Source organism: Tabrizicola sp. YIM 78059, from assembly GCF_004959785.1.
GTDB lineage: Bacteria > Pseudomonadota > Alphaproteobacteria > Rhodobacterales > Rhodobacteraceae > Tabrizicola > Tabrizicola caldifontis.
In genome coordinates this window covers 404,274-415,412 of the sequence record NZ_SJZH01000002.1, presented here as the reverse complement: position 1 = coordinate 415,412, position 11,139 = coordinate 404,274, and the positions used below count along the sequence as shown (strand labels likewise).

At 65.4% G+C, this 11,139-nt stretch carries 12 protein-coding genes; 9 read left to right on the top strand and 3 right to left on the bottom strand.

Annotated elements, in window-relative coordinates; all coding sequences use genetic code 11:
* Positions 1-177: 177 nt before the first annotated feature.
* The 9 genes from EZM81_RS04655 to iolG all read left to right on the top strand — a co-directional run bounded on the left by EZM81_RS04655 (position 178) and on the right by iolG (position 7,821).
* Entirely contained in the window at positions 178-1,053 is an 876-nt protein-coding gene (locus tag EZM81_RS04655; RefSeq protein WP_136644941.1) for an IS481 family transposase, read from the top strand.
* 101 nt (positions 1,054-1,154) lie between these two features.
* Positions 1,155-2,090 carry an AEC family transporter gene (locus tag EZM81_RS04650; protein ID WP_135447967.1) on the top strand — a complete coding sequence of 312 codons (936 nt, stop codon included), beginning with the start codon at positions 1,155-1,157 and terminating at the stop codon, positions 2,088-2,090.
* Positions 2,087-2,917, top strand: coding sequence for an S-formylglutathione hydrolase (fghA, locus tag EZM81_RS04645; RefSeq protein ID WP_135447488.1), 831 nt, complete (start codon positions 2,087-2,089; stop codon positions 2,915-2,917). The genes EZM81_RS04650 and fghA overlap by 4 nt, the downstream gene beginning before the upstream one ends.
* The gene (locus EZM81_RS04640) at positions 2,895-3,386 is read left to right on the top strand and encodes a CAP domain-containing protein (RefSeq protein ID WP_169052303.1); all 492 of its coding nucleotides are present in this window, start codon (positions 2,895-2,897) and stop codon (positions 3,384-3,386) included. Before fghA ends, EZM81_RS04640 begins: the two co-directional genes overlap by 23 nt.
* A complete protein-coding gene (locus EZM81_RS04635) occupies positions 3,383-3,835 on the top strand; it encodes a YaiI/YqxD family protein (protein WP_136644939.1) in 453 nt (150 codons plus the stop codon). Before EZM81_RS04640 ends, EZM81_RS04635 begins: the two co-directional genes overlap by 4 nt.
* Before the next feature lie 73 nt (positions 3,836-3,908).
* Positions 3,909-4,847 (top strand): DMT family transporter, encoded by a 939-nt coding sequence (locus EZM81_RS04630; protein WP_136644938.1) that lies wholly within the window; start codon positions 3,909-3,911, stop codon positions 4,845-4,847.
* Positions 4,837-5,460 (top strand): HAD-IA family hydrolase, encoded by a 624-nt coding sequence (locus tag EZM81_RS04625; RefSeq protein WP_136644937.1) that lies wholly within the window; start codon positions 4,837-4,839, stop codon positions 5,458-5,460. The genes EZM81_RS04630 and EZM81_RS04625 overlap by 11 nt, the downstream gene beginning before the upstream one ends.
* Positions 5,457-6,365 carry an ornithine cyclodeaminase family protein gene (locus EZM81_RS04620; RefSeq protein ID WP_136644936.1) on the top strand — a complete coding sequence of 303 codons (909 nt, stop codon included), beginning with the start codon at positions 5,457-5,459 and terminating at the stop codon, positions 6,363-6,365. The genes EZM81_RS04625 and EZM81_RS04620 overlap by 4 nt, the downstream gene beginning before the upstream one ends.
* A gap of 454 nt (positions 6,366-6,819) precedes the next feature.
* Entirely contained in the window at positions 6,820-7,821 is a 1,002-nt protein-coding gene (iolG, locus tag EZM81_RS04615; protein WP_135447501.1) for an inositol 2-dehydrogenase, read from the top strand.
* Between the two features lie 276 nt (positions 7,822-8,097).
* Here iolG and EZM81_RS04610 read toward each other — a convergent pair whose 3' ends face one another.
* The 3 genes from EZM81_RS04610 to EZM81_RS04600 all read right to left on the bottom strand — a co-directional run bounded on the left by EZM81_RS04610 (position 8,098) and on the right by EZM81_RS04600 (position 11,086).
* Positions 8,098-8,721, bottom strand: a complete 624-nt coding sequence (locus tag EZM81_RS04610) for a queuosine precursor transporter (RefSeq protein ID WP_136644969.1) — start codon at positions 8,719-8,721, stop codon at positions 8,098-8,100.
* Between the two features lie 101 nt (positions 8,722-8,822).
* Entirely contained in the window at positions 8,823-9,716 is an 894-nt protein-coding gene (gene mepA / locus EZM81_RS04605; protein ID WP_136644935.1) for a penicillin-insensitive murein endopeptidase, read from the bottom strand.
* Positions 9,716-11,086: an MFS transporter gene (locus tag EZM81_RS04600; RefSeq protein ID WP_136644968.1), complete on the bottom strand. Its 1,371-nt coding sequence runs from the start codon at positions 11,084-11,086 to the stop codon at positions 9,716-9,718. The genes mepA and EZM81_RS04600 overlap by 1 nt, the downstream gene beginning before the upstream one ends.
* Positions 11,087-11,139: the final 53 nt, after the last annotated feature.

Sequence of the window (11,139 nt, the reverse complement as noted above, 5' to 3'; positions counted from 1 at the left end):
GACAAACGGGAATCCCCAAATGCAGACAGGACCTAGGTGTTTGATCCCCCGGTTTGATGGTGTGATCCTTTCGCATGAATGGAAGGAAGCACTATGGGACAAGTTCGTCACGGGAGCGCCACGACCACGCACGCCGTCAGAGCTACAATACAGCGATCGCAAGCTTCGCTCGCGTAGCTGAGCCGGGAGCTGGGCATCAATCCGAAGACGCTCGCAAAGTGGCGCAAGCGCGCGACGGTCGAGGATATGAAGACCGGGCCGACGGAACCGCGCTCGACGGTTTTGACTGAAGCCGAGGAAGCGGCAATCGTCGCATTCCGGCGCCATACGCTCCTTCCGCTGGACGACTGCCTCTATGCCCTGCAGCCGTCGATCCCGCATCTGACGCGGTCAGCGCTGCATCGGTGCTTGCAGTGTTATGGGATCTCGCGTCTTCCAGATGTCGAGGGTGACAAGCCAAAGCGCCAGAAGTTCAAGCGCTACCCCATCGGGTTCTTTCATATTGACATCGCCGAGGTGCAGACGGCAGAAGGCAAGCTCTATCTCTTTGTGGCCATTGACCGAACTTCCAAGTTCGCGGTCGCTCAAATCGTTGCAACAGCTGACAGAAAGACTGCCTGGGAGTTCCTGCAGCATATGCTCGAGGCCTTGCCCTACCAGGTCCACACGGTCCTTACCGATAATGGCATCCAGTTCGCCGAGCAGCCCCGGAACCGGAACACTATCTGTTCCCGGCCAATGCGCTTCGACATGATCTGCGAGGCCAACGGGATCGAGCATCGCCTGACCAAACCAAACCATCCGTGGACGAACGGCCAAGTCGAGCGGATGAACCGCACGATCAAGGACGCCACGGTGAAGCGCTACCATTACGACAGCCACGACCAGTTGTGCACGCACCTCGCCGACCGTCTCGCAGCCTACAACTTCGCCCGAAGGCTCAAGACCCTGAACGGCCTCACGCCCTACGAATACATCTGCAAAATATGGACATCAGAGCCTGATCGATTCATCCTCAATCCGATCCACCAGATGCCAGGACTGAACAACTAGGCTCAGCACCGCCCGGTGAAATCGGCTGTCGCACCGGAAAGCGGGGCGATTCCCCCTGGCGGCAGACTTGCCCTTTCCCTTCCCGCATGACACGAAGCCGCATGGTCGAGATCTTCCTGAAGACCCTGCCCTTCTTCGCGGTGATCGGGCTGGGTTACGCCTCGGGCCGCGCGCAGTTCTTCAGCGCGGAGGCGACGGCCTATCTGACACGCTTCGTCTTCTATTTCGCGCTGTCGGCGATGCTGTTCGGCTTTGCGGCGAACCTGGACGTGGCGGCGATCTTCTCCTGGTCCTTCGTCTTTGCCTATCTTGTGGGCACCAGTGCCGTCTGGCTGGTGGTGGCGGCAGTCGCGCTCTGGCGTGGCGCCAGCCGGGAAGAGGCGGTGTTCGAGGCACATGCCGGTGTCATCGGCAACGTGGGCTTTCTCGGGATCCCGATGCTGGTGCTGCTTCTGGGGCCGGGGGCAGTGGGGCCGGTCCTTCTGGTGCTGGCGGTCGATCTGATCGTGTTCTCGTCGATCCTGACAATGCTGATCACCGGACTGCGCGCGGGGCGCGTAGGCGCACAGACCCTGGGCATCCTGGGGGTGGGTCTGCTGAAGAACCCGATGATCGTTTCGGTCGTCCTGGGCATCCTGTGGGGCACGACGGGTCTGACCCTGCCTGCCCCGGTGAACGAATTCCTGACGCTGCTCGGCGCGGCGGCCACGCCCTGCGCGCTGTTTGCCATCGGCGCCTCGCTGGCCGGGCGCAATGCGGAACGGGTCGAGGTCGCGGCCTGGCTTTCGGTCTCGAAGCTGATCCTTCACCCCGCCGCAGTGGCCGGAGCCTGCTGGCTGTTCGGCGTCACGGGCTATGCCGCAGGCGTGATGGTCGCCGCCGCAGCCTTGCCGGTGGCGGGCAATGTGTTCATTCTGGCGCAGCACTACCGCGTTGCGCCGCAACGGGTTTCCACCGCGATCCTGCTGTCCACGGCGGCCTCGGTGCTGACGGTGACCGGGGTGATCGCACTGGTCAGTCAAGGAGGGTTCCCATGAAGACCGTTTCGGAAAACCGCGCCTTCGGGGGGGTGCAGGGGGTCTATACCCATGCCTCCTCCGCCTGCGCCTGTGACATGACCTTCGGCCTTTTCCTGCCCGCGCAGGCCGAGGACGGGCCGGTGCCTTTGCTCTGGTTCCTCTCAGGCCTGACCTGCACGCATGAAAACGCCATGGTGAAGGCGGGCGCGCAACGCTGGGCGGCCGAGATGGGCATTGCGCTGGTCTTCCCCGACACCTCGCCGCGCGGCGAAGGGGTGGCGAACGAGCTGGACTTCGCCATGGGCCAGGGTGCGGGGTTCTATGTGAACGCCACGCAGAAGCCTTGGGCGCCCCACTTCCGCATGTGGGACTATGTGACCGAGGAACTGCCACGCCTTCTGTTCAACGCCTTCCCCCTGGCCGAGGAGGCGCAGGCGATCACCGGCCATTCCATGGGCGGCCACGGCGCACTGACCATCGCGATGAGCTTTCCGGGCCGGTTCAAGTCGGTCTCGGCCTTCGCCCCGATCTGCAACCCCACGACGAGCGACTGGGGACGCCCGCAATTTTCCGCCTATCTTGGGCCCGATGAATCGCTCTGGGCGGCGCATGATGCCAGTCTGCTGATGCGGCGGCGGGGCTTTGACGGGCCGATGCTGATCGACCAGGGCACGGCGGACCAGTTCCTGGACAAGCTGCGCCCCGAGGCTTTGGCAGAGGCGATGGCCGCTGTCCGCCAGGGGGGCACGTTCCGGATGCAGAAGGGCTATGACCACAGCTATTTCTTCGTCTCCAGCTTCATGGAAGACCATGTCGCATTCCATGCCGCGGCGCTGGCCGGCTAGGGTGGCGGCTGTTGCGCTGGCCGTGGCGCTGGCAGCCCTGCCTGCGGCGGCTTCGGATGCGGCGCAGGGCGTGCTGGCGCAGGTCAATGCCCTGCGCGCAAAGGCAGGATGCGCGCCGCTGAGCCTGAACCCGGCGCTGATGGCAGCGGCCAGAACCCATGCCCGCAACATGGCCGAGCAGAACTTCTTCGGGCATACCGGCAAGGACGGACGCGGCTTCGCGGCGCGGATCCGGGCACAGGGCTACAGCTACGGCCTCGCCGCCGAAAACATCGCCGCCGGCCAGCCGACGGTGGACCGAGCCGTGCAGGCCTGGCTGAAAAGCCCGGGCCACCGCCGCAACATGCTGAACTGCCGTTTCCGCGACACCGGCATCGCCATGGTCCATCAGCCCGACGATGCGCCCCTGCGCGGCCAGAGCCGCGGCCTGCGCTATTATTGGGTGCAGGTCTTCGGTTCGCCGCGATGACCCGCCTGCTGATCGACGCCGATGCCTGCCCGGTCAAGGCCGAGGCGGAGCGGGTGGCCACCCGCCTGGGGGTGCGCATGGTGCTGGTGTCGAACGGCGGCATTCGGCCCTCGGCCAATCCGCTGGTCGAAAGCGTCTATGTGGCACAGGGCCCGGACGAGGCCGACAAGTGGATCGCCGGGGCCTGCGGTCCGGGCGATGTGGTCGTGACCGCCGACATCCCGCTGGCTGCGAAATGCGTGGCGGCAGGCGCCCGTGTGCTGAAGCCGAACGGCGAGGAGCTGACTGCGAGGAATATCGGGATGGTGCTGGCGACGCGCGACCTGATGGCCGACCTGCGCAGCGCGGACCCGTTCCGCCAGGGCGGCGGAGCGCTGTTCTCAAGGGCGGACCGCAGCCGGTTTCTGGAGACGCTCGACCGCCTGCTGCGCGCCGCCCTGCACAGCTGACAGCGGGCGCTTCCCGACCTGCCCTGTCGCGGGCAGGACAGACGCTTCCCCGACGCCCGGATCATCTGCCGCCATGGCCCGATCCCAAGCCCTGACCGGAATCCTGTTTGCCGCCGGCGGCACGATGATCTTTTCGATCAATGACGTGGCGATCAAGTTCCTGTCCGGCGGCTATGCCCTGCACCAGGTCATCCTGATCCGCGCTTTTGTCGCCATGGCCTTCATCCTGACCGTGATCCACCTGTCGGAACGCGGCTGGTCTCAGGTCGGCACCAGCCGGCCGGGCACGCATCTGCTGCGCGTGGCGATCATCATGGTGTCGAATGTGACCTTCTTCCTCGGCCTTGCCGCCCTGCCCCTGGCCGACGCGGTGGCGGTGGCCTTCATCAGCCCGATCGTCATCACGCTGATGTCGATCGTCTTCCTGCGGGAAAAGGTCGGCCCACGCCGCTGGGCGGCAGTTGTCGTGGGCATGGTCGGCGTCGTCGTGATGCTGCGCCCCGGCGCCGGGGTGATCCAGCCCGCCGCCCTGCTGGTGCTGGTCTCGGCCGTCCTCTATGCCAGCGGCAACCTGCTGGCCCGGCACATGGGGGGCACCGAAAGCGCAATGACGCTGTCCTTCTATGTGCAGGCGGGGTTCATCGTCGTCAGCCTGTGCATGGGGCTCTGGGCTGGCGACGGGCACATGGCAACCGACGATCCGATCTGGGCCTTTCTCTTCCGCCCCTGGATCTGGCCGCCCCTGGCCGACTGGCCGGTGTTCCTGGCCACGGGCCTGTCGGTCGGCATCGGCGGGCTTATGGTCACCCAGGCCTACCGCACCGCCGAGGCCGGGCTGATCGCGCCCTTCGAATATGTCGGCATGCCGCTGGCGATCTTCTGGGGCGTGGTGATCTTCGGCACCTTCCCCGATGCCACCGCCTGGGTGGGCATTGCGCTGATCTGCGGATCGGGCCTTTATGTCCTTTGGCGGGAAACCGTGGTGCGGCAAAGGACGCAGGATGCAGCCTGAGGCAGTGGTCTTCGACATCGGCAACGTGCTGGTGCACTGGCAGCCCGAGGCGTTCTACGACCGGGTGATCGGCGAGGCGCGCCGCCGCGCGCTGTTTCGGGCGGCAGAGCTGCCGCAGATGAATGCCCTGATCGACGACGGGGCGCCGTTCCGCGAAACGATCTACGACCGGGCCGACCGCCATCCGGAATGGCGCGCGGAAATCCGCCTGTGGCACGACCGCTGGATCGAGCTGTTCGGTCCCCGGATCGAGGGATCCATCGCCCTGATGCGTGCCCTGCGGGCCAAGGGCGTCCCGGTCTTTGCGCTGACGAATTTCGGCAGTTCCACCTACGAGATGGCGCGCGACCGGCTGGAGTTCCTGAACGAGTTCGACCGCGAATATGTCTCGGGCCGGCTGTTCGTGTCCAAGCCCGAGCCGCGCATCTACCGGATCGTCGAAGAGGACAGCGGCATCCCGCCCGACCGGCTGATCTTCGCCGACGACCGCGCGGAAAACATCACCGCCGCCTCCCGCCGGGGCTGGCGCACGCATCAGTTCGAAAGCTGGCAGGGCTGGGCACGGCGGCTGGTGGCCGAAGGGCTTCTGACGGAAGGGGAGGCAGGGCTGTGATCAACATCGTCCCGAAGGAGGCGGAAGCGCATCTGGACTGGCCGGGCCTTCTGGCCGCGCTGGAGGCCGGGCACCGCCTGCCCAGGGCCGAGATCGCCGATCTCTTCCTGAATCGCGGGGCAGATACTGTGCTGGACCGCGCCGCCTGGATCGACGGCCTTGGCGCGCTGGTCAAGGTGGCGACCGTGCATCCCGGCAATGCCGCGCTGGGCAAGCCCACGATCAACGGTGCGGTCACACTTTATGACGACGTGACCGGAGAGCTGACGGCGCTGGTCGATTTCCACCTGGTGACCAAATGGAAAACCGCCGGCGACAGCCTTCTTTCGGCCACCCGCCTTGCCCGCAAGGATGCAAAAGAGATCCTGCTGGTCGGTGCCGGAACCGTCGCGCGCTCCATGGTCGAGGCCTATTCCAGCGCCTTCCCCGGCGCCCGCTTCACCGTCTGGAGCCGCAACCGCAGTTCGGCCCTCGCCATGGGCCTGCCCGTGGCCGACGACCTTGAGACAGCGGTCCGCAAGGCTGACATCATCTGCACCGCCACCATGGCGACAGAACCCCTGATCCGGGGCGACTGGCTGCAACCGGGCCAGCATCTCGACCTGATCGGCGCCTTCAAGGCGGGCATGCGCGAGGTGGACGATACCGCGATGCGCCGTGCGCGCCTGTTCGTGGACAGCCGCGCCACCACGCTGCACCACATCGGCGAACTGATCGAACCCCTTGCCTCGGGCGCGATCACCGAAAGCGATGTCATTGCCGATTTCTATGACGACCCGGCGCTTTATGCCCGCCGGTCGGATGACGAGATCACCATCGCCAAGAACGGCGGCGGCGCCCATCTGGACCTGATGACCGCGACCTACATCGCCAATCGCTGGCGCAACCGCAGCCAGGCGGAATAACCGGCGGCCCCCCGGCTTGTCCTCTTGCCGCCGGGGCTTGTCGCCCTCGACATCCGGCAGACGCGAGCTGCCATGAACGGCCGGCTCTGCTGCGCAAGACACTGGCGATCGCTGAATTGCGGATCTGACGACGAGTGGCCGTGGCACGCCCGTGACGACCTTGGCCCATGGCGTTTGCTTCCATTCCCGAGAAAGGAACGCACCATCAAACCCTCATTGCAAGAACCTGTTGGCCGCGCGCCCCCCTTCCCGCGAGGGGCCCCTGTCCCGGTCGGGCAGTCGGATCAGCCGGAGCCGCGCTTCGCGGGGTGGTGACGGGCAGGGGTGCCGACCGGTGCCGGCGCCTCGCTGTCAGGGTTTGCGTTACCCCGGGATACAGATCGATCACCTCAACCCATTGCAGGACCGTCTGGCCGGTGGCATGACGACCGGGAAACGGGTTGTGGAGGACATCATGACGATCAGATTCGGGCTTCTGGGTGCGGGGCGCATCGGCAAGGTGCATGCGAAGGCGGTGACGGGGAACCCGGCCGCAAGGCTGGTGGCGGTGTCGGATGCGATGCCCGCTGCGGCGCAGGCGATCGCCGATCAGTATGGCTGCGAGGTGCGCACGATCGACGCCATTGCAGCGGCAGGCGACATCGACGCGGTGGTGATCTGCACGCCCACCGACACCCATGCCGACCTGATCGAGCAGTTCGTGAAGGCCGGGAAAGCGGTATTCTGCGAAAAGCCGATCGATCTCAGCCTTGCGCGCGTGAAGCAGTGCCTTGATGTCGTGCGTGCCAGCAAGGGCACGCTGATGGTCGGCTTCAACCGCCGCTTCGACCCGCATTTCCGTGCCGTGAAGGCCGAGATCGACAACGGCCACCTTGGCGCGGTCGAAATGGTGGTGATCATCAGCCGCGATCCCGGCGCCCCGCCGGTGGACTACATCCGGCGGTCGGGCGGCATCTTCCGCGACATGACGATCCATGACTTCGACATGGCCCGGTTCCTGCTGGGCGAAGAGGTGGCCGAGGTCTCGGCCATGGCCTCGGTTCTGGTCGATCCCGAAATCGGCAAGGCGGGCGACAGCGACAGCGTGCAGGTGATGCTGCGCACGGTCAGCGGCAAGCTGGCGGTTATCTCGAACAGCCGCCGCGCGACCTATGGCTACGACCAGCGGATCGAAGTGCATGGGTCCAAGGGCATGGCGGCGGCCGAAAACCAGCGCCCGGTCAGCATCGAGGTCGCAACGGCTGCCGGCTACACCCGCCCGCCACTGCACGATTTCTTCATGACGCGCTACACCGAGGCCTATGCCGCCGAGATCACGGCCTTCATCGACGCGATGGCGGGCAAGGCCGAGGCCAGCCCTTCGGGCGAGGACGGGCTTCTGGCGCTGGCACTGGCAGAGGCAGCCCTGAAATCGGTTGCCGAGGGGCGCACCGTGAAGGTGAGCGAGGTTCTCTGACCCCGCAGCGACCGGGACGGGGCCATTCCTGTCACGTTGACGAAAAGAGAAAGGGTTGCCCTGCGCAGGCAACCCTTTCCGAGATCCAAGGAGATGGGCCAGTTAGGCATCCAAATCCAATCGTGGTGGTCATTTCCAAGGGGCTGCCCTCAGAAAATCATCCCTCCGACTGTCCCGACACCTCTCTCCAATATCACTCTAGACACTGGATCACCTCCTTTCAAATGGTTGCCGATGAGAGGAGCGTGCCACAGATTTTGTGTTTGTCAAAACAAATCACGCAACCTTTGCCGTCAGGCGGGTAACCGCGACCCGAAACGGCACAAGTGCCACCAGGGCCAGCAGAAGCTTCACGATCCAGTCGCCAAGCGCCAGCGAGACCCAGAACGGCGCGACAGGGCCAAGGCCGATCAGCGGCATCGGGTCGGCGGCCCAGGACACATCGTTGGCGGGCTCGATGAAAGTCAGCGTGCCGGAAAAGGCGATGGTGAAGAACAGCGCGGTATCCACGCTGGATCCGATCAGGGTCGATACCAGGGGGGCCTTCCACCAGCTGCCCTGACGCAGGCGATCGAAGATCGTCACGTCAAGCAGCTGGGCGGTCAGAAAGGCCAGGCCCGAGCCGATTGCGATGCGCAGGGTAACCAGCGGGCCGAACTCGCCCGTGATCTGCGTGCCGATGAACGAGCAGACAACGCCGGTGACAAAGCCCGCCAGCACCACGCGCCGCGCAACCGCAGGGCCGGCCAGGCGATTGGCAAGGTCGGTGACCAGAAAGGCGAAGGGATAGGTCAACGCCCCCCATGTGAGGTAGAGCCCAAGCGGATACTGGACAAGGATGTTGGACGCGGTGACGATCACCGCCATGGCAATTATGCCGGGCAGAAGCAGGCGCATGATGTGATCCGTTTTGACAAGGTCGCGGAGACTTGGCCCCCGACATGAGGGCGCGGGCGACCTATACCTGCGCCCTGCGTCTGTCAATCGGTATCCTTCCCGGCTCAGTTTGCCGCCAGCACCGCCTGACACTGTTTCGGCAGGTCGGCCATGGTGAATTCGCGCGGCCCCTTCTTGCGAGGTGCTTCCTCGTCCTTCGGCTTCTTTCCATCGGACTTGGGCGGGTTCAGATAGTCGGTCACCCACCACATCAGCGTGTCGTCGCAGCCGTCACCGCCCTTTGAAAGTTCAACCACCGTCGGGGTCTGCGTCTCGCACAGCCGCGCGCCTTTCGGGCATTTCAATCGGACGTGAAAGTGCGTGTCGTGTCCGGCGACCGGACGGATCTTCTGAAGCCATTTCCTGTCCTGGGCGGTGGCCGTCCTGCACATCTCGATCTTGACCGCCGCGGCAACGAAGATGCGATCCACCCGCGGGTCGGAGGCCGCCGCCTTCAGCAGGCGGTGATGCACGCCGGTCCAGTTCCCGGTCACCGAACGCTGGTCGGCCGAACGCACCGGGATCGAGCTGATCTCCTCGCGCTGCTCGCGGGTCAGCGACAGACTGCGTGGCGGCAGCATCCAGATGTCGGCGTCCAGTCCGATCTGGTGGCTGGCGTGGCCGCTGGTCATCGGCCCGCCGCGCGGCTGGCTGATGTCGCCGATGTAAAGGCCCTTGCCGAAACCGATGTCGCGGGCGGTCTGCGACAGGTCCATAAGGAACTGTATGGTAACCGGATGGCCCCAGTTGCGGTTCCGCGACAGCCGCATCGCCTGCCAGGTCGGGCCGGTTTCCGGCAATTCGACCAGACCTGCCGCGCAACCACGGGCATAAGAGCCTATGGGCATCGCATCCTCGCGCGAGGGCGTGGCCATGGCGCCGAACAGCTTGTTCGCCAGTTTTTCCGCCTGGGCGGGCGCTGCCAGGCACAAGATCAGCAGAACTGCGCGGGTCAGCATCAGGCCTTCATCTCTCCCCTGGGTCGAACGAAGGATAGCAGGAAAAGACCGATCAGGAACAACACGATCAGCGGAGCGATGCCGATGCGCTGCGATCCGCTGATCATGGTGGCCAGCGCGATCAGGGCCGGCGCAAGGAAGCTGGTGACCTTGCCCGACAGGGCATAAAGCCCGAAGGCCTCGGTCGCGCGGTCCGGCGTGGTGTGGCGGGCCATCATCGTTCGGCTGGCCGCCTGCAGCGAGCCGCCCGCCGCCCCGATCAGCGCACCGCAACCGAAGAAGATCGCGTCGGGCAGGCTGGATGCAGGGTCAAGGGCAAGGCCCCACAGGCTTTCCCGCGTCATGCCGACGATGACGATGCAGACCAGGATCAGCACAAGGATCGACGCCACGATCACCGGTTTCGGCCCGTAGGCCCGGTCGGCCCGGCCACCGATGAAGGCAACGATCATCGCCGTCACCACGCCGACGATGCCGAAAATGCCGATCTGGGTGATGGACCAGCCCAGCACGCCCGAAGCATAGATGCCGCCGAACCCGTAAAGCGCATTCAGCGCGTCGCGGTAGAATAGTGAGGACAGAAGATAGGCCGTCAGGCTGCGCCGGTAGCGCAGGCTGCGGATCAGGTCGCCTAGGCTGGCCAGGGCACGTTCAAGATGCAGCGGGCGCCGCTCGGTGCGGGGTTCCTTGACCCACAGGAAGAATGGGATCATGAACACGACATACCACAGAGCGGTGAAGGGGCCGACGAAGCGGGTGCCCTCGCGAGCTTCGGTATCGAGGCCGAAAAGCGGCGGGATGCCCAGAAGCGTCAGACCGGTATCGGCGCCCTCGGCAAAGAACAGCAGCATCACGATCAGCGCCACAAGACCGCCCAGATAGCCGAAGGCAAAACCCGTGCCCGAGATCGCGCCGAGGTCGTCCGATTGCGTCAGCGAGGGCATCAGCGCATTGGTGAAGATCGTGGCGAACTCCATGCCGACAAAGCCAAGCCCGAACAGCAGAACGGCCCAGAACAGCATCCCCGCCTCGCCGCCCGGCGCCACCCACCACAGGCCCGCTGCGCCGATCACATAGCATGCGGAAAAGGCCCAGACCCAGACCAGCCGCCGCCCCGTGCCGTCGGCGATGGCGCCCAGGACCGGGGCCAGCACCGCGATGATCAGCGAGGCGATGGCCAGGCCCCAGCCCCAGTAGGCCTGGGCAGCAGCCTTGGCGGCCTCTTCGTCGAGGCCCGCACCCATGTAGTAGCCTCGGGCGATCTCGGCGAAGTAGGGGCCGAAGACGAAGGTCAGAAGCAGCGTGTTGTAGGGCTGGCTGGCCCAGTCGAAGAAATACCAGCCCCAGATGCGCTTCCTGTCGCCGACCATGCCCTGCCCCTTGGTCTTTCCCGAAGTGAACCCGGAAAAGCCGCCTGGCGCAA

Excerpts from the sequence above, each read along its gene's own strand:
- fghA (WP_135447488.1), top strand. The coding sequence starts at position 2,087 with ATGAAGACCGTTTCGGAAAACCGCGCCTTCGGGGGGGTGCAGGGGGTC.
- iolG (WP_135447501.1), top strand. The coding sequence starts at position 6,820 with ATGACGATCAGATTCGGGCTTCTGGGTGCGGGGCGCATCGGCAAGGTG.
- EZM81_RS04640 (WP_169052303.1), top strand. The coding sequence starts at position 2,895 with ATGCCGCGGCGCTGGCCGGCTAGGGTGGCGGCTGTTGCGCTGGCCGTG.
- EZM81_RS04650 (WP_135447967.1), top strand. The coding sequence starts at position 1,155 with ATGGTCGAGATCTTCCTGAAGACCCTGCCCTTCTTCGCGGTGATCGGG.
- EZM81_RS04625 (WP_136644937.1), top strand. The coding sequence starts at position 4,837 with ATGCAGCCTGAGGCAGTGGTCTTCGACATCGGCAACGTGCTGGTGCAC.
- EZM81_RS04635 (WP_136644939.1), top strand. The coding sequence starts at position 3,383 with ATGACCCGCCTGCTGATCGACGCCGATGCCTGCCCGGTCAAGGCCGAG.
- EZM81_RS04630 (WP_136644938.1), top strand. The coding sequence starts at position 3,909 with ATGGCCCGATCCCAAGCCCTGACCGGAATCCTGTTTGCCGCCGGCGGC.
- mepA (WP_136644935.1), bottom strand. The coding sequence starts at position 9,716 with ATGCTGACCCGCGCAGTTCTGCTGATCTTGTGCCTGGCAGCGCCCGCC.
- EZM81_RS04600 (WP_136644968.1), bottom strand. The coding sequence starts at position 11,086 with ATGGTCGGCGACAGGAAGCGCATCTGGGGCTGGTATTTCTTCGACTGG.